This window comes from Pseudemcibacter sp. (assembly GCF_965661635.1).
Classification (GTDB): Bacteria; Pseudomonadota; Alphaproteobacteria; order Sphingomonadales; family Emcibacteraceae; genus Pseudemcibacter.
Window position 1 is genome coordinate 1 of record NZ_CBFIEP010000120.1, and the last position, 25,771, is coordinate 25,771.

Sequence of the window (25,771 nt, forward strand, 5' to 3'; positions counted from 1 at the left end):
ATCCAGCCCTCTTTTGCGTAATAATACAAATAGGAGCGGTATTGCGATAAAGGCAATTGGGGTTTTGATATAAAGACCCAGCACTAATAACGCTATGCTAAGATATAGCTGATAAATTTTTTCTGTTTTTATGTATTCAACGAAGAAATAAATCCCCCAAATTAAGAAGGCATAAGCGGGCACTTCTAACATTACGTGTCTTCCCCAGAATGTGATTTCAGGGGCGAGTACAAAGATTAAGGCAGTGCTGAATGAGGCAAATTGACTTAACCAGTTTCGAGCGAGGAAATATACCCCGACGGCACTAAATGTATAACAGACATATCCTGTTAGTAAGTCAGATTCCTGAGAAACTCCAAAAATGGCATAAAATGGGGCCAAGATAAATGAATATAACGGTGGATAAAATAGGATTGTTAAGGCTGGAAATTGTGAATAATAATTGTAAGCATAACCAACAGGATCATCAAATGGCAAATCTTTAAATAAATCCATAATGAATGCGCCATTTAATGCATGACGCGGTGAATCAGCCCAAGAAAAGGATCCATCCATCGGTGCGCCAAATATAAATAATGCGCCTATAATAATGCCTAACAAGACACAATAAATTGTGGATTGATGTTTGTTAAAGTTCATCATTCTATTTATAAATCCATTACAATTATAAAAAAACTAATGACGCATATTAACTTTAATTGATTAACATTATGTAACTAAATAATCTTTTTTATCTGTTTTAAAAATTCTTCGACTTCTTTAACTGAATTATAATGGCACATCGAAACGCGAATACAACTGTCCTGATTAAGAGGAATGAGAATGTTTCCTGAATAATGATCGTTTTTTCGAACATGGACGCGAATTCCAGCTTCTTTTAATGCGCTAACGATATCAATGGATGGCATATCTTTTACATAAAAAGAAACGAGACCTTTCCTGTTCGGGTTTTCATTGCCACCAATAATAGTCACATTTTCATAATCTTTTAGACCATTTTGTCCGCCAGTGCCATTGATCATGGCTTCGGTTATATCTTTTTCGTGCTGCATAACCGCTTTACCTGCTGCAACAAGGCGTTCTCTTAAAATTGCAGAGTTACTGAAATGTCCACCAAGCCAATCAAAGTAATTTACAACTTTTGTAAAGGTAGCATAAGCACCAGTATCACGGGTTCCAAGTTCCCAGTTTTCTTCGGGGCCACCAATAATTTGGTTATGGGGCAATTTTGCAAACCTTGGTGATATCCAAGCAATACCGTATCCATGCCGAGAAAAGACCTTATAAGGGGATATGACATACCCATCGATATTATAATCGTCTATGTCTAATGCGCCGTGTGCCGCTTGTTGTATGCCATCAACGATTATAAAACAATCCGGTGATACTTCGCGTATGGTCGATGCGATTGCTTTAACGTCCATTGCGACACCTGTAACGGGACTTGTATGCAGAATGGTTGCAACTTTGGTGTTTTCTGTCACCAGTTTACGGTAATCATCAGCTATTACATTTCCATTTTCATCGCTATGTGGAACATTGATATAATTTGCTTCAGCAACACCCGCCCATCTAATGCAGGCGCTTCTTGATGCAGGGTGCTCAACTGAGCTGCCGATTACATCACATCCTTTTGGTGCAGCTATAATCGCCGTACTGATTAAACGAAATAATAGTTCCGTCCCACTTTCACCAACAAAAACGGTTCCTTCTTTTGCGCCAAAAAAAGCGTGTGCATTTTCTTTGGCGGTGTTAATGACCTTTTGTAATTCGTGAGAGGCAGGATTATCGCGGCCTTGATTATCGGGTATTGCGGCATATTCCTTTGATTTTTCAACAACAGATTTTAACGTGAGTGCGCCGCCAGCGTTTTCAAAAAATATTCTTTTTCCTTGATATGGGCAGTGATCGACCAAATCAAAACGTTCACGGACACCATTCATTAATTCATCATTTAACATATGCTAATACCTTCTAAAATATATGTAATATACATACTCTTTAATAGATCACATATCAATCACATCAATGTGATTAATTGTAAGTGGCGTTTTATATGTATGTTGTTAATCTCACTTCGAAATTTAACAAACTTAAGGAGGGGATATATGTCAGAACAAACTGATTTATGCGAATATAAAGATAAACTTGAATGGTCTCTGTTCTTTATGAGATTGGGTGTTTTCATTGTAATGTTTGCCTGGACTGTTGATAAATTTACGGATCCGGGGCATGGCGCAGCAATTTTAAAAGGTTTTTACTTTATTGGTGGGGCTGGTGAGACTTTAGTGATGGTAATGGGTGTTGCTGAAATGATATTGATTTTAGCGTTTCTGGCTGGTGTCATGAAGAAATATACATATGGACTTGTGCTATTATTCCATGGCTTAACAACGTTTGCTTCATTTGATCGTTATATCCCACCAGACGTAACACTGACTTTCTTCGCTGCATGGCCAATGCTTGCGGCGTGTATTACGTTATTCTGGTTACGTGATCTCGATAAAAAGTTCGTGTTATCTAAATAAAATACTGTTCGTATTCGAACGCTTCTGTTCGAATATGAACACTTGATAAAGCGCTTAATTTCTTAAACGATTGAGAATTAAGCGCTTCTTCTTTGGCACAGTCTTTGCTTGTTTATTTAAAGATTTTTTCTTTTTATGGAAATAAGGAAGGGCACATGTTTAAAAGTTATCTAACCAGTACATTAAGAGATATATTCAATAATAAAGGATATAGCGCGATTAATATATTTGGTCTTGCTTTGGCGCTGGCGGCCAGCTGGCTGATCAGCTTATTTGTAGAAGATGAGCTTGGATATGATAATTTTATTCCAGATGGCGATAACACCTACCGTATGGAAGTAATTGCAAAGTCAGCTACCCGAACGGATGAAAGGTATCCATATTTTATGGGGGCCTATGCACCACTATTAAAAGAACAATCATCAGATATTCTTGACAGTACGCGCTATCAAACCACTCAATTGGCCGTAGCAGTGGGTGACAGATTTTTTTACGAAGATATTACCTTTACGGATGCAAATTTCATTGAATTTATGGGCATAGAAGCCCCAAGTAATATACTAACGGATCAACTTTCTATCATTATTACCGAAACAGTGGCCAACAAATATTTTCCAAATGAAAATGCCGTTGGACAAATTATGACCATTGCCGGTCAAGTTGATTATCGAGTGGCACATGTGATGCCTGATTTTCCTAGAAAATCACACATGGCGATCAGTATGATTGCACCATACAATCGTGATTTTATGGATATTGATCAGGAATTTATGTCCATGAATAATATGACCTATATCAGATTAAGAGATGGTGTTGATCCAAACACGGTTACCCCCTTGCTTTATAAACTAATTGATGAAAATGTTGCGCCTTATAATAACCTTCCTGCCAGTCAAGCGAGAGAGCCAATATATATCGGCGTAAAAGACGTTTATCTGAAATCACCAGCAGGTGTTGTTGGTAAGGCAGGGGGCGATTTTAACGTCGTCATCGGTTTTATTAGTGTGGCTATATTGTTAATCGTTATTGCGACAGTGAATTATATTAATCTTGCAACCGCGCGTGCCATGAAACGAGCACGAGAAGTGGGGATTAGAAAAGTGATGGGCGCCTCTAAACGACAACTTATTATGCAGTTTTTAGGCGAATCTATATTAATAACGCTGATTTCGGCGCTAATTTCAATTGCAGTGGTTGAAATAATACTACCTATTTATAACGATGCATTAATGCGTGATATTGGTTTTGATATCATAAGCAAACCGATCAATATCGTTTTATTATTAATTGGTGCCATATTGATAGGTGTGTTAGCAGGGGTCTATCCAGCCTTTTATTTATCATCGTTTAATCCTGCGAAAGTTTTAAAATCAAATCAAAGCAAAAGCGCATCCGTATTTTTACGACAGTTTCTTGTATTTGTTCAGTTTACCTTGGCAATCGGATTGATAGCAGGGACGACCGTTGTTGTAAGACAAACGTTATATGCCACGAATATGGACCCGGGTTATGAAAAAGAAGGGGTATTGATCGTAAGGAATTTACGTACGAATGGATTAGTGGATAAGATAGAATTAATTGATCAACAATTATCAACCGTCGACGGTATAAATGAGGTCGCTGTTTCACAATTCGTCCCAACGGACCCTTGGGATTCTACTTCTGGTATGACCGTAGTCGGAAAACCAGATGAACCTTTTGCAATGAGCCGTTTATCACATCAGGCTGATTTTTTTGACTTATACCGCCTAAGATTGCGTGCTGGTCGTAGCCTTGAAGAAAATAGATCTAGCGATAAACTTCCTGATTTATCTGATGAGGCTGGGAGCATTACCCGTGCTAATGCGGTGCTTAATGAAACCGCGATGAGACAAATAGGGTTCTCTAAACCTGAAGAAGCATTAAACACAGTTTTAAGTTGGGGCGTAGGAAATGAAAGACAAGTTCATTTTAATGTAGTAGGCGTCATTGAAGATTTTCATTTAAGGTCAATTCATAATGCCGTAAGGCCAATGCTATATTTTAATTCTCCCGCATTTTTTAGAACCATAAGCATAAAATATGCCACTAATAATTTTGCAGCGATGATTGGTGAACTTGAACGAAAATGGTCGGATGTGGCGCCGGGTGTTCCGCTTGGATATCAAATACTTGAAGAACAGGTGAATAATTTTTATTCGTCAGAACAAAGACAAATGAAGGTTTTTGTTAGCTTTGCAATTGTCGCAATTATTTTATCCACAATTGGATTACTTGGCTTAACCGCCTTTTCCGCAGAACGGAGAACTCGCGAAATCAGTATCCGTAAAGTTTTAGGGGCGAAAACATCTGATATCTTAACATTGATAGTCAGCCAATTTTCAAAACCGGTTATACTCGCAAATATTATCGCTTTACCGATGGCGTGGTGGCTAATGAGCGATTGGCTATCCAGTTTTGAATACCGCATTGAATTAAATATCACGTGGTTCATTTTGGCGGGTGTTGCCGCCATGATCATTGCCTGGATAACTGTGATTAGTTATTCACTAAAGGCGGCAAAAACAAATCCAGCTGATGCCTTAAGATATGAATAATTATTGCGCTGGTGTATGGTCCAGTTTTAATCCTTTAGCGTCCTCAAATAACATTAAATGACGTTCCATATCATTTTGTTTTTTAAGTATTTTACCGAAATAGGCGGTGGCATAATGTTGCGCGATATTATTCATGCGCAGTGTATCCCAAACCGCATCGGCATAATGCCCATATAGGGGGCGTTCACTGTCTGGATATTCGACACTGCCTGTTTCTTTAGGCGCAGGAATTGGCGCCGCCGCATTATGCCCGGCATTTTCAAATGTAAGTAAATAACGATCCGCATTAACGGATTTATCATATATTGCTTTAATACCATTTTCATAACCGGATGTATCATCCTGACTACCGCCAATGACAAACATAGGAACAGTGGCATTAGAAAGCCCTGCATCATCCCAAATGCCAAGTTCTTTACCCCAAGGCCCAATTGGCATAATCGCCTTAAAGTGAAGCCCTGACATGTGATGATCAAATTCATCGCTTTTTGTATGTGTGTTTAAAATTTCTTTAGGCGAGAAATCTTTTGAGCCAGCAACCATTTCGGTAATATTTCCGCCGGCATTGATAACGGCACCATATCCACCCATTGAATACCCGATAAGTCCTGCATTATCGCTATCCACCATTCCATTTAAAAAATGGTCTGACGTTTGATTTAATTCAGCCATTTTCATTAAAACAAACTTTTGATCGCGCGGGCGATTATAAAGTGTGCTTGAAAAGGCAGCCGCATCATTATAAAGGCTGTCGGTATGATCAATTGAAACAACAATATACCCTTTAGACGCTAAATTTTCACCAAAATGACTCATCAAATAACGATTGCCAGGATAGCCGTGCGAAATGATAATTAACGGAAACTTTGTGTCTGTCTTAAGCGGTTTAGCACCGCGTACTGCGCTTCCATAAAGGGTTGCTTTCGTTTTTCCATCTCTTAAGAAAACATCTTTATATTCACCACCGCTTTCCATTGTTTCAGCGGGGTACCATATTTCCACGGGCAGTGGGCGATCATAATATGGGAAATCTTCTTCTTCATTGATATTTAACACGTCAATTTGGTTTTGATGATAAAATACATCTGACCTTACACCAATATTATAATTACCCATGGCCGCAAGTTCAGGTGCATCTGGCCTCATGCCATCAATACGATTATCACTGCTGATGTTTCCACCAGCGGCAAATGCATTTGAAAACATAAACATTATAATTACCATTAATTGTTTCATAATTTTCACCTTACCTTATTTTTATGACGGTTTTATGTTAGCGCTGCTTTGGGTTTGGTCGTCGTTTTTTATTCTTATTTTTATTAGGCTTTGCCGTATGAGGTCCTTTTGCAGGGCGTCTAGATTTAGCGGGATTTGTACTTTTTTCCTGTTTATTTGATGGCTGATTGCGTCGCTTATTATTACGCCCGCGATTGCGCGGTCTACGTGGACGTCTAGTTGTATCCTCTTCATCATCATCAGCTTTAGCATAATCTGCTGGTTGAATTCCTTCAATGTGGAAAGGATGATTATCCATTATTTTAATTTTTTGACGAATTAATCTTTCGATACCTTTTAAATATGCGCGTTCTTCATGATCACAAAAAGAGAGTGATATTCCTGTTTTTCCAGCACGCGCCGTACGGCCAATTCGGTGAACATAACTTTCTTCTTCGTTTGGTAGGTCGAAATTAATAACATGACTAATGCCGTCAACATCAATACCACGTGCTGCAACATCGGTTGCGACAAGCGTTCTTATTTCACCATCTCTAAATTGATTAAGCGCAGCTTGACGGGCATTTTGTGATTTATTACCGTGAATCGCGGCGGAGGTGATCCCCAGCTGGTCAAGTTTTTTTGAAACGCGGTTTGCTCCGTGTTTGGTACGGGTGAAAATAATGGCACGATCAATCGTTTCATCTTTTAAAATATGTGCGAGTAATTTATTTTTTAAGTTTTTCGGAACAAAAAGAACATATTGATCAACCTTATCTGCGGTGGTTGCCGCGGGAGCAATATCAACACGATGAGGATTAGTTAAAATACTATTAGCCAACCCCTCAACCGTTTTCGGCATAGTTGCTGAGAAAAATAGTGTTTGACGTTTTTTTGGTAATGTGGCGACGATTTTTTTGATATCACGGATAAAACCCATATCAAGCATACGGTCTGCTTCATCAAGAACGAAATATTCCACTTCATTTAGACGCACATGTCCCTGATTCATTAAATCAAGCAACCGACCTGGTGTGGCAATTAAAATATCGGTTCCTTGTGATAAAGATTTAACCTGAGGCTTTTGTGAAACACCGCCAAAAACAAGGGCAATTTTATAATGTAAATATTTTGCGTAACCGCGAATATTTTCTTCAATTTGCAGCGCAAGTTCACGAGTAGGCGCGAGGATAAGAGAGCGCGCAGTTTTTGGTTTCCTTTTGCCTTCGCCATTTACGAGGAGCTGAATTATCGGTAAAGAGAACGCTGCCGTTTTTCCTGTACCAGTTTGTGCAACTGCGATCAAATCCTTGCCCTCAAGAACTTTAGGAATGGCTTTTGATTGGATGGGTGTCATTGTTTCGTAACCACTTTCTTCGACAGCACGAAGAATAGGGGCACGAAGATCAAGATCCGCAAATTTAGTCATAAAAACGCTTTCAGGATGTCATTATCCAAATTAGTAATAGCGCTTGATACGCTTAAGCATCTGTACTGTCAACGAAATGCTTTTTCTACTTCCAATCTGGTGGTGTTATTAAATTAGCCAGAAGTCTTGCAGCACCAGGGACTTGATGTTCCAGTTGGTGATGCAATATCAACGTGCAATGATGATGCCAACCATCACCAATTTTGCCACTAATGAGCGCGCCTTTAAGCGGATCTTTGCCGTGATCGGACATACTAAGCAAGAATTCATATTCATTTGATGCATCTGCGGCAAAATAAAGTCCACGTTCCTGATGCCAATTTGCCCAATCTGCATCATTTAATTTATTAGGCGCATTAAGTAAATGATGGTTCGGTACCAGATAAGTGACCACAGCATTTGGATCAGTAATACGCCAGCGGAAAGACGGCGATCCAATGGTGATTGGGCGCGGTGGGGTGGTATCATTATCCCAATCATCGTCAGTGCGATTATATTGGGTAACCAAATTGCCGCCATTTTCAACATATTCACGTAAAAATGGGCTAGTAGCGGTTAAATCGGCCGCAAAGGCACGTATTCCAATTACGATTGTGTCATAAACACTTAAGTCCTGCGTCTTTAGGTCATCAACGTTAAGCATTGCAACATCAACACCAAATCGCTGCATCCAGAAATAAACGCGGTCCGAACCTCGATCCACATAACCGACCTTAAGGCGTTTAGGAATTTGTAAATCGATTGGCTGTATCGCGAGCGTATTTGGAACGACTTTACATGTATTTCTGATGTGCTCGTAATTCATCATCAACACATTTTCTTCAATGCGCCTGCCGTCACAAATAGCGTAAGGCGTCATTGTAAGGCGGTCACTATTGGTTGGTCCAGTAATGACAAAATTATATTTTGATGAACCGGGAAGGGTGCCTGCGGGGACCTTATAATTTGGTGGTGTGACCGTCCAGCCTTCAGGTGCATCAAGGCCGATCTCAACGTCGGAAGCAATTTCCGTGTATTTTTCGATGCTTAGCATTGCTTCAATCGGCGCACCATCGTTTTGCTTATTATAAAATAATCCACTTGCTTCCCAACTTAAGTTCACAGGTGGCACAACAAGAACTGGGTTTGCTGGGAGTAGTGTTATATGCCCTAGACCATCAAGACCCATGACACATGAAAAGTTTTCCTTATCCCAAAATGGTTCATAATCTTTATCTAGCGGGTGATGGTAGTCAGCACTTTCCGGTATCATAAGACGTAAAAGAATTTCTTTGCGTTCACCGGGGTTTATTTTGAATCCTTGCATATTAACGGATTTTTGTTCATTTGAATTTGTGCCTATTAAAGACAGACTAATATTATTCCATGATAGATTACCGGTATTATAGATCGCTACTTTTCCCGTAAATTCTTGTGATGGGCTGGTATAGTCGCTGTCCCAAATGATTTCTGCATTTAAGCCCGATGCTTCATATAAGGCATTACCGATTTGTTTTTGCTTTAATGTAATTCGATGAGCAAAATTGTCTTTGATCTCGTCAGAGGCTGCATTAATTTCTGCCTCACAATCATTAAGTTTTTTAGAAACAGTGACAAGATTTTCATAAATTTTTTCACGATCCGGAAATGAGTCTATTGCCGAATGGATAAATTTGTCCGCGGTCCTTAAGTCACTGGCAAGTTTTCCTTCAGTCATTGCAGCCATATCGGAAAGTGTTTGCCATAATCCGTCAAATACGTCTTTTTCTTGTAATGGAATGTCAAAACGACATTCAGTTCTATGTAAATGGCTCATTTCTGGTTCTGCTTCGCGCCATCTCCCCATGCCTTGTGTCATATGCCTTGCACGCGACCATTCACCGATTTGTCGGTAAGTGGCTCCATTAATTGGATCATACATTCCGGTTGGAATTGAAACAGTTGGTTCAGGTGGCGGATCACGGTCATCATAAACACCACCACGGCCAGATGCCGCAGAAAGATACATTTTTAAGGCTGTCCATGGTTTCAATCCATCATCAAAATGTTCGGGAAAAGCATTTGGATCAGCCGCAAGGTGGTACGCATCTATCGTGGCGCGTGTGATAGCGCGATGATGCCCGTGTTGCCCGTCGGTATCCAAGAAGGTTGGGGAAATGATATCTGGTTTTTGTTCGCGAATGATGCGTACTAGACGTTCACGTGTTCGTTCAAAACCCCATTTTTCTTCTGCTTCTGCGGGGTCTGTGGAAAACCCAAAATCATCTATTTCATCGCCAAAACGCGCAGAATAATAATGAACGGACATAGGGATTTCAGCGGCGGCTGCTTCCATTTCTTCCGACCTAAAAACACCAAGATCATCACCAGCTTCGGTTCCGATGGCATTTTGTCCACCTTTTCCGCGTGTGGATGTTGAATACATGATACGAACGCCTTTATTCCGCGCAAGATATGCCAATATATGCGAGCGTTCATCATCAGGGTGAGCACCACAGTTCATAAAACTGCCAACATGCTTTAACGGGGTCAATGCGTCCCATAGTTTGTTAATACCAGATTTTCTTTGCTGTTCGGCGATGCGGCGTTGTGATTCAGTCATATATTAATCCCTTATTTACCATAAGTAATTTAACGGCTGACGCCATGAAGTCAATAGACTGGAAATTAAAAGCATATGCCGTTATGTTGTTGTCATAATTCATAATAATAGAGATCAAATGCGGCAGGTAATATTCATCATATATATATTTTTAATTGGCAATATTGCCAATGCTGTTGATATTGAATATTGGCAATATAGCTATAAAGCGCGCCTTGATGCGATGGATAAGTTAATCGACGCTTTTGAAGCCGAAAATCCTGATATCAATGTGATCCACACCAATTTTCCTTATGCGCAATATAGGACCAAGGTTGCGGCCTCTGTTGCGGCAGGCGAAGGGCCGGATGTGGTTCAGCTTTATTATGGCTGGCTTGATGATTATTTGTCTGCTGAGATTTTGCAGCCTTTATCAAAAGAAAACTTTCCTGATCATATGATTGAAAGTAAATTTTTCCCAATGGTAAGCACAATGAAGGTGAATGACAATTATTATGCTTTGCCGACGGCAGTGCGATCACTCGGTTTGTTTTGGAACAAAAAAATATTCCGTGAAGCGGGGCTTGATCCGAATAAACCACCCAAGACATTGGATGAATTGATTGATTATGCAAAGAAACTGACCAAGCGCGATAAAGCTGGCAACATTATTCAGGTGGGGCTTACCATGGGCCCGATAAATCAGGATCATAATTGGTGGCGGGAAGTGTTGGTGCGTCAATTTGGCGGTGTTCCATATAATGATGATAATACCAAAGTAACCTATACGGATGAAGCGGGACTTAAGGCATTTCAATATTATGCGGATTTTGTGCTTAAACATAAAACGTCAGTAGTGGATTTCATGGATAAAGGAGAGATTGCCTTTAAAGCGGGGCGCGCCGCTATGCATATTGATGGTTCATTTGTACTTAGTTTATTTAATAGAACACGCCGCCTTGAATGGGGAGTTACGGAGCTTCCAATTCATAACGGTTTAAAGGCGAATTTTTCATCATACTGGGTAAATGGCATCACCAGTAAAGCAAAGGGTGAAAAGCGGATCGCCGCAGAAAAATTTCTTAAATTTATCACTTCTGATAAAGCAATGCAGCTCTGGCTTGATGAAGTAGGAGAGCTTCCTGCTAAAAGAAATGTTGCGAAGCAAGAAGGCAACATTAATGACCCTGAGTTTGGACCATTCATTCGAGGGCTTGATTATGCCTTTAGTACAAGGTTTTATTCGGAAAGTGCACAGCGTAAAACGGTTGTTGATATGTTAGACCGTATAGTGCTTTTGGGTATGAGTGTCGAAGAAAGTCTTGAAATTGCCGCAAAAGAAGATCAGGCCATCATTGATAAGGCGGTCAATGATGATTAAAGGCAAGATTGAACAAACCCGTGCAAAATGGGCTTGGATTTTTATTGCGGTACCAATAGTTTACTTCATTTTGGTGCGGTTTTATCCAACATTGGATGCATTTAGTATTTCTTTGACCGATTGGAATATCGTGGGTGAAAAGAAATACATTGGTTTTAATAACTTTATCGCGCTTTTTAATGATCCGGTATTTTGGGTGGTTCTTGGTAATACATTTGAATATTTGCTGCTTGGTGTTCCAATTTCATTGTTACTTGCATTTGTGATCGCTTATTACCTCGATCAAATCAGGTTTGGCCATGGTTTTTTGCGGGCTTGTTATTTTATTCCTTTTTTAACAACGGCTGTCGCAATGGCATGGGTCTGGGGGTGGTTCTATCAACCGGTTCCCGTTGGTATTATCAATCTTGCACTCGGTCAAATGGGTATTTTACAGCTCGATTTTTTGCGATCAACGACACAAGCCTTACCAGCCGTTCTTGCGCCGGCTATATGGGCGGGACTTGGGTTTCAAATTATTATTTTTATGGCCGGCATTCGTGCAATACCCGAAAGTCATTATGAAGCCGCTAAAATTGATGGCGCAAGTGCATGGCAAGTCTTGTGGGAAATAACCATACCCGGCATTAAAAACACGATTATATTTCTAGTGATTATGAGCTCGATCGGTTTTTTACGAATTTTTGACCAAGTTTATAATATGACACAAGAAGGGGAAGGTGGCCCGTTAAATGCAACGCGTCCACTTGTGTTGCATATTTATAAAACAGCATTTGATCGTTTTGAAATGGGAATGGCCGCCGCGCAAACAGTTGTATTATTTATAATTTTGTTGATCATTACAGTTATTCAATTAAGGGTGCTTAAAAATGATCGATAAATTTAGCGCTCTTAGCCCTGGAAAAATTCTAATTTGGACATTTTTGTTCATAGGGGCGGTTATCATGATGACGCCGATCATTTTTATGTTTTCGGCGAGTTTCAAATTTAATGATCAAATTTATGATTTGGCCCTGATTTCAGATGAACCAACAATATCCAACTATTTGTTTTTATTCGGTAATACCAATTTTGTGTCATGGTTTATGAATTCAATTTTTGTTGCGACTATAACTACGTTTTGTGTGTTATTTTTTGATAGTTTGGTGGGCTATACACTTGCAAAGTTTAAGTTTCGAGGACGTAAGATTATATTCATTGCAATCCTAAGCACATTAATGATACCGACAGAGATGCTCGTTATTCCATGGTATATATTGGCGCGTGATTTAGGCATGCTTAATTCATATGTTGGACTTATATTTCCTGGAATTATGACGGGGTTTGGTGTTTTTCTTATGAAGCAGTTTTTTGAAAATTTGCCGGATGATTTCTTGGATGCTGCACGAATTGATGGTGTAAGTGAATTTAGTATTTTTATAAAAGTAGCATTGCCACTTGTGGCACCTGCGCTATCTGCACTTGCTATTTTCACATTCTTAGGAAATTGGACCGCGTTTCTTTGGCCGCTTATTGTGACGGGAAGCGCAGATTTTTACACGATTCCAGTTGGCCTTGCGTCATTCAGTGGTGAATTTCAAAGCGATTGGGAAATGATCATGACAGGGGCTGCGGTCGCAACATTACCAACTTTACTGGTATTTTTATTTTTACAACGCTACATTATTCGCGGCGTCATACTCGGCGGTTTAAAAGGATAACAATGACTAATATTACCGATAATTCAACCTTTCCTAATGAAACCTATAAAGACACAGTGCTTGAGCCACTATTTGAAGCATCAAAAACGGGGTTTGCCGATTATCATTTCCGTGTCAATCTCGCCCATGCTGTTATGCTAGCGGAACAAGAAATACTCACAGGTAATCAAGCGAAAGATATCCTTAATGCATTGATAGAAATAGAGAAAAATATCGATGTTCCCAATTTGAAATATACGGGGGAAGTAGAGGATTATTTCTTTTATGTTGAAGGCGAGCTGATTAAAAAGCTTGGTGGTGATTTGGCTGGACGGCTCCACACAGGAAGAAGCAGAAATGATATTGACCATACCATTTTTAAAATGAATTTGATGGATTTATCAGCCAATTTGCTTACGGAATTAAATCAGTTGATCGCCACGCTTCTAAAAGTAGCAGAAGAGGGAAAATCAACAATCGTTCTGGCTTATACCCACGGTCAACCGGCTCAGCCGACCACATGGGGACATTATCTTGGCTCTTTTATTGAAGTGCTGCAACGTGATGTTGACCGAATAAATAATGCACTACGCACCGTCGAAATGTGTTCCATGGGTGCGGCTGCGATAACCACAACAGGATTTAATTTAAATCGTGAACGAATGGCAGAACTTCTTGGGTTTGCTTGTCCGCTTGAAAATTCATATGGCTGTATTTCAAGTATTGATTATGTAACGGGCCTTTATAGCGCGATGAAGGTAATGTTCATTAATATTGGTCGCTTCATTCAGGATATGGCGCAATGGTCCAGTTTTGAAGTGGGGCATTTATATGTACCAAACGAATTTGTTCAAATCAGTAGTATTATGCCACAAAAAAGAAATCCGGTGCCAATCGAGCATATGCGATTAATGGCCTCTTTAAGCGCAGGTCATTGTGATACGATCATCAATACAATGCATAACACGCCCAACACAGATATGAACGATAGTGAAACTGAAGTTCAAAGCGCTGGGTATGAGGCATTCAAAAGCGGTAGTCGCTTGTTACGGCTCCTTAATGATTTTTCATCTTCTGTGCAAATAAATGAAGAAAGGGTCGAAAAGCACATCAATGAGAGTTGTGCAACCATAACAGAGATAGCCGATAGCATTGCTCGGATCGAAGGACTGCCATTTAAATTGGCCCATGAAATAGCGGCTGAAATGGCAAAGGAAACAATTGCTAAAAATTCCGCTCTTACGGCCTTTGATTATGATTTTTTTTGTAATATTTATAAGGAATGTTGCGGTGGCGAAACAAAAATAGATAGTGATACATTAAAAGAAATAGCATCACCAGGTCATTTCATCGCTGTGCGAAAAATTACTGGAGGTCCAGCAATCCCAGCGTTTGAAGCTAGTCTTAAAAAATATACTGCCGCGGCTATATACCAAAGTGATGAAAATGTTAATTTTTTTGAACGCTTAATAAAAGCTCGTGAAACACTAGCAGAAACGGTAAAACAAGTAACGGGCGAGGATAATTAAAATGGCAAATGTAAAATTATCAAATATATCAAAAAGTTATGGTGATACTAAAGTCATTGAAAACCTCGATTTAGAGGTAAGCGATAATGAATTTCTAGTACTCGTGGGGCCGTCTGGGTGCGGGAAATCCACATTACTGCGGATGATCGCGGGTTTAGAAGGCGTGACAGATGGTGAACTTTCCATCGGTGACCGGGTTGTGAATAATTTAGAGCCAAAAGATCGCAATATTGCCATGGTATTTCAAAATTATGCGCTTTATCCACATATGAATGTGTATAAAAACATTTCATTTGGCCTTAGGGCGCAAAAAATGCCAAAAGATGACATTGATAAAAAGGTGCGTGAAGGCGCCGAAATATTAGAATTAACAGAATTACTCGAAAGAAAACCGGCTGAACTTTCTGGCGGGCAGCGTCAACGGGTTTCAATGGGACGGGCAATTGTGCGTGACCCTGATGTATTTCTTTTTGATGAACCGCTTTCAAATTTGGATGCAAAGCTTCGGTCATCAATGCGGATCGAAATTAAAAAACTGCATGAAACGGTAAAGAAAACAATCATTTATGTGACCCATGACCAAGTTGAGGCCATGACATTAGCGGATAGAATAGTAATATTGAAAGACGGTGAAATTCAGCAGATTGGTACTCCAATGGAAGTTTATAAAAAACCGGCCAATAAATTTGTCGCGAGCTTTATTGGAAGCCCAGAGATGAATTTTATGGAATACCCAGACTTTAGCTTAGGCATCAGACCAGAGGATATTTATATCAGTGGTACAGAACCCACTATGAAACGCCCACAGAAGCTTGATGGTGACGTTATTTTGGTTGAAACACTTGGTGCCGAAAGTCTGATCCGGGTGAATAGCGGAAATCATGATTTAACCGTAAAAGTAAATGGTATTACAAAGGTAAAGACAGGCGATAATATATCACTCGTCTTCGATAAAGAAGAGATGCACAAATTTTAGAATTTCTAATCTTGATGTTTATTGCATTTCGCCAATAATAATTAATTAATCGCCGCTTGACTTTAATGGCTTAAACCCCCAATTAAACTCTACTGATTTATAAAAAGGATTTTATCCATGTATGACTATGATTTCTTTGTTATTGGGGCAGGATCAGGCGGCGTACGTTCAAGCCGCATGGCGGCGACATACGGTGCAAAAGTGGGGCTTTGTGAAGATTACAGAGTAGGCGGTACTTGTGTGATCCGTGGTTGTGTGCCCAAAAAGTTATATGTCTATGCCTCAGAATATTCTAGTGCTTTTAAGGATGCAGAAGGATTTGGTTGGTCCGCAGAACGGCCAACACTTAATTGGCAAAAGCTTGTTGGTAATAAAGAAAACGAAATCACCCGACTTGAAGGGTTATATGGTCAAAACCTTGATAACCATGATGTTGAGATTATTAAGGCGCGTGGAAAGCTGCTTGATAATCATACAATTGAATTAACGGACGAAAATGGCAGTCGCACAGTCACCGCCGATAAAATTTTAATCGCGACAGGTGGTTGGCCGTCATTCCCCGATATTCCGGGGATCGAATATGCGATTTCATCAAATGAAGCCTTTGATTTACCTGAACTTCCAAAACGGATCACAGTTGTTGGTGGCGGTTACATTGCCGTTGAATTTGCTGGAATTTTTAATGGTCTAGGTGTTGAAACATCGCTTCTTTATCGCGGTGAAGAAATCCTTCGTGGGTTTGATCTTGAAATCAGAAGTAAACTTCGTGAAGAAATGATCAAAAAAGGTATCGATGTGCGTATACATACTAATGTGGACGAAATCAAAAAAGACGGCGATCAATTCGTATTGACCTTATCAGACGGAAATGAAATGGCCACGGACCTCGTGATGTATGCTACAGGGCGTAAAGCAAATACGGCGGGTATCGGACTTGATGAGCTTGGTGTTGAAATGCATGAAAACGGCGACATAATTGTTGATGAAAATTATAAAACTTCAGTTGATAATATATTTGCCGTCGGTGATGTTATTGGAGGAATGCAATTAACGCCTATTGCCATCAAAGAGGGCGCAGCACTTGCTGCAACTCAGTTTAACGATACACCAACAACGGTAAATTATGATCATATTCCAACGGCGATTTTTTCACAGCCACCCATTGGTACAGTTGGATTAAGTGAAGAAAACGCCCGTGAGAAATATGGGGATGATTTGAAAGTGTTCAGAAGCGAATATAAATCAATGAAATTTACATTAGCGGGACGCGATGAAAGATCGCTGATTAAAATGTTGGTTGACGGTAAAACTGATAAGGTCATTGGCGCTCATATGATTGGGCCAGATAGTGCGGAAATCATTCAAGGGATTGCGGTGGCAATAAAATGTGGTGCAACAAAAGCCCAATTTGATGATACGGTAGCCGTTCATCCGTCAAGCGCGGAAGAATTTGTTTTAATGAAGTAATGCTTTCTTTTCAGGGCAAAAACCCTTATAGAATTGCATTAATTATTTAATTTTAAGACGGAATTTTAAAAATGACTAAAAACTGGACCCCTGATAGCTGGAGATCAATGCCAATCCGCCAGGTACCAACATATCCAGATGAGGCGAAATTAGCCTCAGTTGAAGCCGAACTTCGTAAGCTTCCACCACTTGTTTTTGCCGGTGAGGCGCGCCGTTTGAAAACGCAACTTGGTGAAGTGGCTAATGGTAACGCGTTCCTGCTTCAAGGGGGTGATTGCGCCGAAAGTTTTGCAGAATTCCATGCCGATAAAATCCGCGATACATTCCGCGTATTATTGCAGATGTCAGTAGCGCTAACGTTTGCCGCCAGCTGTCCAATTGTTAAAGTTGGTCGTATGGCTGGGCAATACGCTAAACCACGTAGTTCCGATACGGAAACAAGGGGTGATGAAAGTCTTCCAAGTTACCGTGGTGATATCATCAACGGTATAGATTTTAATTCCAAAGCGCGTGTACCTGATCCTGAACGTATGATTAAAGGTTATTCACAAGCATCATCAACACTAAATCTGCTGCGTGCTTTTGCGCAGGGTGGTTATGCAAACTTAAGCAAAGTACATCAATGGAACCTTGATTTCGTCGGTGGTGGTGAAGCCGTTGAAAAATATCAGGATATGGCTGAACGTATTGATGAAGCCATGGCATTCATGAAAGCTTGCGGTATTAACCCGAACAGCAAAGCATTGAACGCGACAGATTTCTATGTATCACATGAAGCGCTATTATTGCGTTATGAAGAAGCGTTAACACGTGTAGATAGTACAACAGGTGATTGGTATGATACATCCGGACATATGCTTTGGATTGGTGACCGTACACGTATCCTTGGTGAAGCCCATGTTGAATTCCTGCGTGGGATCGGTAACCCGATTGGCTTAAAGGTCGGCCCAACAACAGATCTTGATGAGCTGATAAAAATCATTGATGAAATTAACCCAGAAGATGAAGCAGGTCGCATCACTTTGATTTGCCGCATGGGTGCAGGTATCATCGAAGATAAACTTCCCGCTGTAATTAAACGTATTGAAGAAGAAGGACGTACCGTTGTTTGGTCGTCAGATCCGATGCATGGTAACACAATTTCGGCGTCTAATGGCTTTAAAACACGTCCATTTGATGATGTGCTTTCTGAAATTCGTCGTTTCTTCCGCATTCACCGCAGTATGGGAACATACGCTGGCGGCGTTCATTTTGAAATGACAGGCCAGAATGTTACTGAATGTACAGGTGGTGCAGAGGCGATTACGGATGAAAAGCTTGCTGATCGTTACCGTACCCATTGTGACCCGCGTTTGAACGCTAGCCAAAGTCTTGAACTGGCGTTTTTAATCGCAGAAGGCCTTAAAGAAGAGCGTGACGAACGCGCAAAAGAAGCTAAACAAGCGGCAGCGAACAGCTAGAAGGATCGTTATGCCAGATGACCAGTGCATTAAAGATCGCAATTGCGACCATAAACCCGACAGTCGGTGATATCGACGGTAATGCGGAGCGTATTTTAGAAGTACGCGCTGCAACGCCTGACGCTGACTTGGTTGTTTATAGTGAATTGTGTCTAATTGGTTATCCTCCCGAAGATTTAGTGCTTAAGCCCGCATTCCAGCGTGATGCGATGGATAAAACCGTTGAACTTGCCCAAATAACCAGTGACGGTGGTCCAGCTATGCTTATTAGTTCACTATGGGTAGAAGGCGGCAAGCTTTATAATTCATCAATTTTGCTTGATAACGGCACGATTTCAGCAATTCGTCATAAACGTGATCTTCCGAATTATGGTGTTTTTGACGAAAAGCGCGTTTTTTCACGCGGACCATGCCCTGAACCCGTTAATTTTAAGGGTGTTAAGTTAGGTGTTTTAACTTGCGAAGATCTTTGGTGGGAAGAAGTCACAGAATATTTAACCAATAAACACAGTGATATATTAATTTCCTTAAATGGGTCGCCATATGATTTACCAAAAGCAAATGACCGTATTACCAATGGTAAAGAGCGCGTTAGACAATCTGGCCTTTCGTTGATTTATACAAATCAATCGGGTGCACAGGATGAACTCGTTTTTGACGGTGAAGCATTTGTCATGGATGCCGGTGGCAATGTGGTGGTACGCCAACAATCCTTTGTTGAAGAAACAACCGTAACCGATTGGTTTAAAGGCGAAAATGGTAAATGGGCTTGTGCCCCGCAAGATTTGCCTGAAAAGAATGATCGCCTTACCGATATTTATCAGGCCATGATGATTGGTGTGCGTGATTATGTGAATAAAAATCGGTTTCCCGGTGTCATAATCGGTATGTCTGGCGGTGTGGACAGCGCGTTAAGTGCGATTGTTGCCGTTGATGCGCTTGGTGCGGACCGTGTGCATCTTGTAATGATGCCTTCGAAATATACATCAGAGGAAAGTTTGATTGATGCAAGCGATGCGGCGCGCATGATGGGCTGTGCTATTGATAATATTTCGATAAATGATGCGGTGAATGCCTTTGATAAAACATTGCTCGCGTCATTTGCAGGTACAGAGGCGGATTTAACGGAAGAGAACCTTCAATCCCGTATTCGAGCTGTGATTTTAATGGCGATCAGTAATAAACATGGAAAAATTGTGCTCACCACCGGCAATAAATCGGAAATGTCAGTGGGGTACGCTACACTTTACGGTGATATGTGCGGTGGATATAACGCACTTAAGGATATCTATAAACTTGATGTCTTTAAATTATGCCATTGGCGTAATGAAAACTACCCGAACGGTGGGCTTGGTCCGCGCGGGCAGATAATGCCGACTAATATTATAGAAAAACCGCCAACCGCTGAACTGCGCCCTGATCAAAAGGACGAAGACAGCCTGCCGCCTTATGAGGTGCTTGATGATATTCTTGAATGTTTAATAGAAGGCGAAATGCTGCAAAAAGACATTGTTAAACGAGGGCATGATGCAGAAACAGTTGCACGAATTCAGCATCTCCTTTATATCGCAGAATATAAACGTAGACAGTCACCACCCGGTGTAAAAATATCAGCAAAGAATTTTGGCCGTGATAGAAGATACCCTATTACAAATGGCTATAGAGATAAGCGCACATAATCTGTGCAAAATAAGAAAGTAGATTAAATGTCCGTAAAAGTAAGATTTGCCCCAAGTCCAACTGGAAAATTACATGTTGGAAACGTAAGAACAGCCATCGCCAACTGGCTTTTTGCCCGAAAAATGGGCGGCGTGTTTTTTCTCCGCATTGATGATACTGACTTTGAGCGCTCCACGAAAGAATGTGAAGACGGTATTTATGAGGATCTTACATGGTTAGGACTTAATTGGGATGAGACAGCAAAGCAATCAGAACGATTTGACCGTTATGATGCAGCCGTTGAAAAATTAAAAACGGATGGAAGACTTTACCCTTGCTATGAAACTTCACAAGAGCTTGATTTAAAAAGAAAAATTCAGCTAGGACAAGGAAAGCCACCACTTTATGATCGTGCCGGCTTAACCCTTACTGATGATGAAATTGCCAAATATGAAGCCGAAGGACGCACACCACATTGGCGCTTTAAGCTTGAAACACCAGCACGTGTTGAATGGGAAGATTGCGTTAAGGGTCATCAGAGTTTTGATATTGCGGCGTTGAGTGATCCGATTTTGGTGCGTGGTGACGGTTCATACCTTTACACATTGCCATCCGTGGTTGATGATATTGATTTTGGTATCACACACATCATGCGCGGCGAAGATCATTCAGCCAACAGTGCCGTTCAAACACAAGTTTTTGAAGCGCTAGGGGCCAAAGCACCAGAAATGGCGCATTTTTCACTGCTAACGGGTGCAAAGGGTGAGGGGCTATCAAAACGCCTTGGTTCAGCAAGCATCAAGTCATACCGCGAAGAAGATGGCCTTGAAGCGATGAGTATCGTGTCACTATTAACCCGTCTTGGTTCATCAGACCCGATTGAGCCCTTTACAGACATTCAGCCGCTTATTGACGGGTTTGAATTTTCAAAATACGGCCGTGGTGCTGCCAAGTTTGACCCACGTGATCTTGAACTTTTAAACGCGAAAATACTGCATGTGACCGATTTTGATGCGGTGAAAGATAGATTGCCCGAAGGTGTCACCGAAGCCATTTGGAATGTGGCACGTGCCAATATTGAAAAGCTTGATGATACCGTGGAATGGCTCACCATCGTAAATGGTCCGGTGTCTCCGGTTATTGAAGATGCAGATTTTATCGCGAAAGCGGCAGCATTGCTACCATCAGGTGAGTGGGACGCGACCACATGGAAAGCATGGACAACGGCCGTTAAAGAAGAAACGGGCACTAAAGGTAAGCAGCTCTTTATGCCGCTGCGTCAAGCGGTAACAGGGTTAAACCATGGGCCGGAAATGGGTACATTATTGCCGCTAATCGGCGCGGAACGCGTGAAAGCGAGACTAGCCGGCCAGAAGGCATAATGCATGAACACGATTAGTATATACAATACTCTTATTAATGATAAGGATGTCTTTATCCCAATTGATCCTAATCACATCAAAATGTATGTGTGTGGCCCGACGGTATATAATTATGCCCATGTGGGAAATGCCCGCCCGGTTGTGGTTTTTGATACACTTTATCGCTTATTAAAACACGATTATGCAAAAGTCACATATGCCCGCAATATTACAGATATTGATGACAAAATCATCGAAGCGAGCTTAGAGACGGGTGAAGATATTTCGGTGATCACCGAAAAATATACCCGTATTTACGAAGAAGACATGGGCGCCTTAAACGCAGAACTTCCGGACATTAGGCCAAAAGCAACCGAATATGTAGGTGAAATGATTGCGTTGATTTCTGACCTTGTGAGCAAGGGACATGCCTACGAAAGTGATGGTCACGTATTATTCCAAGTGTCCACAATGGATGACTATGGCGAGTTGTCGGGTAAGGATGTCAAAGACCTAATCGCGGGTGCACGTGTTAATGTCGCGGATTATAAACGCGAAGGGGCGGACTTTGTCCTTTGGAAACCATCAGCACCCGATCAACCAGGTTGGGATAGCCCATGGGGCCGAGGCCGTCCGGGATGGCATACTGAATGTTCAGCCATGATTAAAAAGGAACTGGGTGAAACCATTGATATCCATGGCGGCGGGCAGGATTTGATATTCCCCCACCACGAAAATGAAATAGCCCAAAGCAAATGTTCACATGACGGTGCAAACCTCGCCAATTATTGGATGCATAACGGATATTTGACCGTCAACGGCGAAAAAATGTCAAAATCACTCGGTAATTTCATAACGGTACATGAATTATTAGAAGAATATCCAAATAGAGGAGAAGCTATTCGTTTAGCGTTACTAACAAGCCATTATAAGCAGCCAGCAGATTTTAGCCGTGAAGCTATTACTCAAGCTGAAAAACAACTTTGTCGATGGTATAAAATTGTTAGAAACTCAGAAGAAACTAAACCAGCGAAGGCAGTCCTTGAAGCTTTGAGAGATGATTTAAATACACCAAAAGCAATCATGGAATTAAATCAACTTGCAAAAGATAGTAAAAATGCAGGCGAGCTTAAGGCATCTGCAAAACTATTAGGTTTGTTATTGGGAAATGCAAAAAATTGGGATTCTACCCATGTTTTAAAGGCAGGTGCTGGGAAATTTGAACTAACAGGGCATGACGCGGATTTATTGGTGAGACGCAAAGAAGCTAAAGTTAATAAAGATTGGGCTAAAGCTGACGAAATACGGGATGATTTTGATAGTAGAGGTTTAAAACTTGTAGATAATCCAGATGGTACTACGTCAGTGGAAAAGAAGTAACTTATGGCTGGGACTGATCATAAGAAACCTTCTGTCATTCATGATGATGGCCCGGCGATTATTTTGATTGTACCGCAGCTTGGCGAAAATATCGGTAAAGCGGTGCGGGCTATGTATAATTTTGGGCTTACGGATTTACGTCTTGTCGCGCCGCGTGACGGATGGCCTAATGAAGCGGCGGTTGCACCAGCAGCAGGCGCCGATATCGTCCTTGAAAAAACACGTGTTTATCCGACTACCGCAGAGGCCATCGCCGATTTAAAATATGTTTATGCGACAACGGCACGCCCCCGTGACATGATCAAGGAAGTGGTAACCCCTAAAGAATGCTGCCTGCGCATGCGCGGTGCGGTTAATGAGGGGGAAAAAGTAGGTTTATTATTCGGTCCTGAAAAGGCGGGCCTTAAAAATGATGATATTGCCTTATCAACCGCGATCGTATCTGTTCCTTTAAACCCAAGCTTTGCGTCGATAAATCTTGCGACAGCGGTTGGTTTATTAGCTTATGAATGGTTTCAAACGGGTACTGATGTACCGGATAGCTATACCCCAACATTGGACACAAGACCCGCAAGCGCAGGCGAGCTTCAAAAATTATTCGATCATATCGAAGGTGAACTTGAAGAAGCGGGGTATTTCCGGTCTGATCAACGCCGTTCATTAATGCGCCGTAATTTGAGGAATATCTTCACAAGATCTGAAATGACCCACGAAGAAGTCAGCACCATGCGCGGTGTTGTAAAGGCTCTTTCAACTGGCGGTGGCCCGGGGTGGCAGGCCGAAAAAGTAGAACTAGCAATAAAAGAGCAGAAAACTGCTGAAAACGGTGAATAACGTTTGACAACCCCTGAGATATAGTTATATTCCGCCCATCTCGAAATGACCGGGTGCGAACCCCGGTTGTGTAGATTGCCACATATTGCAGTTTACGGCGCTGAGGAAACTTTAATTTAAACAAGCGATTTGGAAGAAAAATGACAAAACGTACACAAGCTAAGTATAAAATTGATCGCCGCATGGGTGAAAACATCTGGGGCCGTCCAAAATCACCAGTAAACACACGCGAATACCGTCCTGGCCAACATGGTCAAGGTCGTCGCGCTAAGCTTTCTGATTATGGTATCCAACTTATGGCCAAGCAGAAGCTTAAAGGTTACTATGGTGATATCACAGAAAAACAATTCAAGCGTATTTATCAAGAAGCCGTTCGCCGTAAAGGTGATACAGGTCAGATCTTTGTTGGTCTTCTTGAAACACGTCTTGATGCTGTTGTTTACCGTTCAAAATTCGTGCCGACTATTTTCTCTGCACGTCAATTCGTAAACCACGGCCACGTAACGGTTAACGGCAAAAAAGTAAACATTCCAAGCTACATGGTTAAAGTAGGTGACGTTGTTGAGATCCGTGAAAAATCACGTCAGATCCCAATGGTTATCCAAGGCCTTGAAAGCACAGAACGTGATGTTCCTGAGTACATTCAAAGTGAAGGTCACAAAGTGACTTTCCTTCGTGTACCAACACTTGATGAAATTCCATATGCGGTTCAAATGGAACCAAACCTAGTGGTGGAATTCTACTCACGTTAATAACAAATTTATCCGAATTTTAAATGCTGCGTAGCATTGCTAACGCAGCCTTTTTTTGTTTAGAACCATTTTAAGTAATATTTAACATATATGTTTTATATAATATCTTAGTTGGATAAATGTAACGTTCGGGGAGTGGGATAAAAACACTTTAGAGTGCAATAAAGCGATTGATCATTTATTTTTTGTTAATAGTAAATGGAATTAGTTTTATGATTGAGAAGTTTTTAAGCCGTTTTAAAATAAAAAAACGTATCATTTCAATGGCGACACTCTTAATTGCGCTGTCTACCGTATTTGCCTCATTACTGTTGATTGACAATTGGTCAAAGAAGACAGAAATGGAAAATTTACATTCCCTGACTGGTTTTACCCCCTTCATTAGTAATGTTATTCACGAAATGCAAAAGGAACGTGGTGCATTAGCAGGTTTTATCAGTTCAAACGGCGGTGCATAATTTCGTAAAAATGTGAGTAATCAGCGTGGAGAAACCGATCTTGAAATTCAAAAGTTTCGTAGCGCTTATTCGAACTTTCCCCTTGAAGACTATAGTGAAGATTTCAGTTCTTTATTAAAAGAAGCAATGGGCGATCTTGCAAATTTATCGACTGAAAGATCAAAGGTTGATAATTTCGCATCAAATGTTCCAGCAATGGCAAAATATTATACCGGAACAATTAACAAGCTTCTTTCCGTGATCATGGAAACTGGGAAAATTACAACAGATCCTGAAACGTTAAATAAAACTTTTGCTTATGTTTCTTTACTTGAAGCAAAGGAAAATGCGGGACTTGAACGCGCGACGGGAACGGCGGCATTCGTGGCCGGGGCATTTACCGAGAAAACATTCTCTAATTTCAATGTTTTACTTGGAAAACAACAAGGATTTATGAAAATTTTCAATTCATTTGCCAGTGCCAATGATAAATCATTTTATATGAATACGGTCGTTGGTGATGAAGTTGATCGTTATAACACTTTACT

At 40.9% G+C, this 25,771-nt stretch carries 21 protein-coding genes; 16 read left to right on the forward strand and 5 right to left on the reverse strand.

From position 1 onward, the window contains the following. Together ACTF6W_RS07865 and ACTF6W_RS07870 are read right to left on the reverse strand one after the other, a co-directional pair. Positions 1-642 (reverse strand): glycosyltransferase family 39 protein (locus ACTF6W_RS07865; RefSeq protein WP_438993991.1); only part of this gene is annotated, 642 nt, incomplete at its 3' end. A 74-nt stretch (positions 643-716) separates the two neighbouring features. Further along, positions 717-1,961 carry an aminotransferase class V-fold PLP-dependent enzyme gene (locus ACTF6W_RS07870; RefSeq protein ID WP_438993992.1) on the reverse strand — a complete coding sequence of 415 codons (1,245 nt, stop codon included), beginning with the start codon at positions 1,959-1,961 and terminating at the stop codon, positions 717-719. A 147-nt stretch (positions 1,962-2,108) separates the two neighbouring features. Between ACTF6W_RS07870 and ACTF6W_RS07875 the strand changes: the two genes are divergently transcribed. Then, entirely contained in the window at positions 2,109-2,528 is a 420-nt protein-coding gene (locus tag ACTF6W_RS07875) for a hypothetical protein (RefSeq protein ID WP_438993993.1), read from the forward strand. Between the two features lie 155 nt (positions 2,529-2,683). Next, entirely contained in the window at positions 2,684-5,104 is a 2,421-nt protein-coding gene (locus ACTF6W_RS07880) for an FtsX-like permease family protein (RefSeq protein WP_438993994.1), read from the forward strand. On the opposite strand, the gene ACTF6W_RS07885 is transcribed toward ACTF6W_RS07880, so the two are convergent. From ACTF6W_RS07885 to ACTF6W_RS07895, 3 genes are all read right to left on the reverse strand, one after another. Beyond that, positions 5,105-6,340, reverse strand: a complete 1,236-nt coding sequence (locus ACTF6W_RS07885) for an alpha/beta hydrolase family protein (RefSeq protein ID WP_438993995.1) — start codon at positions 6,338-6,340, stop codon at positions 5,105-5,107. A gap of 37 nt (positions 6,341-6,377) precedes the next feature. Beyond that, positions 6,378-7,748 (reverse strand): DEAD/DEAH box helicase, encoded by a 1,371-nt coding sequence (locus tag ACTF6W_RS07890; RefSeq protein WP_438993996.1) that lies wholly within the window; start codon positions 7,746-7,748, stop codon positions 6,378-6,380. A gap of 85 nt (positions 7,749-7,833) precedes the next feature. Then, positions 7,834-10,329 carry a PIG-L family deacetylase gene (locus tag ACTF6W_RS07895; RefSeq protein ID WP_438993997.1) on the reverse strand — a complete coding sequence of 832 codons (2,496 nt, stop codon included), beginning with the start codon at positions 10,327-10,329 and terminating at the stop codon, positions 7,834-7,836. Positions 10,330-10,447: 118 nt separating this feature from the next. Here ACTF6W_RS07895 and ACTF6W_RS07900 point away from each other — a divergent pair, with 118 nt between their 5' ends. The 14 genes from ACTF6W_RS07900 to ACTF6W_RS07965 form a co-directional block, all read left to right on the forward strand. Further along, entirely contained in the window at positions 10,448-11,689 is a 1,242-nt protein-coding gene (locus ACTF6W_RS07900) for an extracellular solute-binding protein (RefSeq protein WP_438993998.1), read from the forward strand. Then, positions 11,679-12,569 (forward strand): carbohydrate ABC transporter permease, encoded by an 891-nt coding sequence (locus ACTF6W_RS07905; RefSeq protein WP_438993999.1) that lies wholly within the window; start codon positions 11,679-11,681, stop codon positions 12,567-12,569. The genes ACTF6W_RS07900 and ACTF6W_RS07905 overlap by 11 nt, the downstream gene beginning before the upstream one ends. Continuing rightward, positions 12,559-13,389, forward strand: coding sequence for a carbohydrate ABC transporter permease (locus tag ACTF6W_RS07910; protein WP_438994000.1), 831 nt, complete (start codon positions 12,559-12,561; stop codon positions 13,387-13,389). Before ACTF6W_RS07905 ends, ACTF6W_RS07910 begins: the two co-directional genes overlap by 11 nt. Before the next feature lie 2 nt (positions 13,390-13,391). Continuing rightward, positions 13,392-14,897, forward strand: coding sequence for an argininosuccinate lyase (argH, locus tag ACTF6W_RS07915; RefSeq protein ID WP_438994001.1), 1,506 nt, complete (start codon positions 13,392-13,394; stop codon positions 14,895-14,897). A gap of 1 nt (position 14,898) precedes the next feature. Next, positions 14,899-15,873 carry an ABC transporter ATP-binding protein gene (locus tag ACTF6W_RS07920; protein WP_438994002.1) on the forward strand — a complete coding sequence of 325 codons (975 nt, stop codon included), beginning with the start codon at positions 14,899-14,901 and terminating at the stop codon, positions 15,871-15,873. Between the two features lie 117 nt (positions 15,874-15,990). Further along, positions 15,991-17,340, forward strand: coding sequence for a glutathione-disulfide reductase (gene gor, locus ACTF6W_RS07925; protein WP_438994003.1), 1,350 nt, complete (start codon positions 15,991-15,993; stop codon positions 17,338-17,340). Between the two features lie 71 nt (positions 17,341-17,411). Then, positions 17,412-18,800, forward strand: a complete 1,389-nt coding sequence (locus ACTF6W_RS07930) for a class II 3-deoxy-7-phosphoheptulonate synthase (RefSeq protein WP_438994004.1) — start codon at positions 17,412-17,414, stop codon at positions 18,798-18,800. A gap of 17 nt (positions 18,801-18,817) precedes the next feature. Continuing rightward, complete coding sequence (locus ACTF6W_RS07935) at positions 18,818-20,479, forward strand: NAD+ synthase (protein WP_438994005.1); 1,662 nt, start codon at positions 18,818-18,820, stop codon at positions 20,477-20,479. A 27-nt stretch (positions 20,480-20,506) separates the two neighbouring features. Then, positions 20,507-21,841, forward strand: coding sequence for a glutamate--tRNA ligase (gene gltX, locus ACTF6W_RS07940; protein WP_438994006.1), 1,335 nt, complete (start codon positions 20,507-20,509; stop codon positions 21,839-21,841). Between the two features lie 3 nt (positions 21,842-21,844). After that, on the forward strand, positions 21,845-23,200 hold the full coding sequence (cysS, locus tag ACTF6W_RS07945; RefSeq protein ID WP_438994007.1) for a cysteine--tRNA ligase: 1,356 nt from the start codon (positions 21,845-21,847) through the stop codon (positions 23,198-23,200). A 3-nt stretch (positions 23,201-23,203) separates the two neighbouring features. Next, positions 23,204-24,034, forward strand: a complete 831-nt coding sequence (locus tag ACTF6W_RS07950; protein ID WP_438994008.1) for an RNA methyltransferase — start codon at positions 23,204-23,206, stop codon at positions 24,032-24,034. Positions 24,035-24,174: 140 nt separating this feature from the next. Then, on the forward strand, positions 24,175-24,786 hold the full coding sequence (gene rpsD / locus ACTF6W_RS07955; protein WP_438994009.1) for a 30S ribosomal protein S4: 612 nt from the start codon (positions 24,175-24,177) through the stop codon (positions 24,784-24,786). Positions 24,787-24,998: 212 nt separating this feature from the next. Further along, a complete protein-coding gene (locus ACTF6W_RS07960) occupies positions 24,999-25,244 on the forward strand; it encodes a hypothetical protein (protein ID WP_438994010.1) in 246 nt (81 codons plus the stop codon). 12 nt (positions 25,245-25,256) lie between these two features. Next, a partial coding sequence (locus ACTF6W_RS07965; RefSeq protein WP_438994011.1) for a nitrate- and nitrite sensing domain-containing protein occupies positions 25,257-25,771 on the forward strand: 515 nt, incomplete at its 3' end.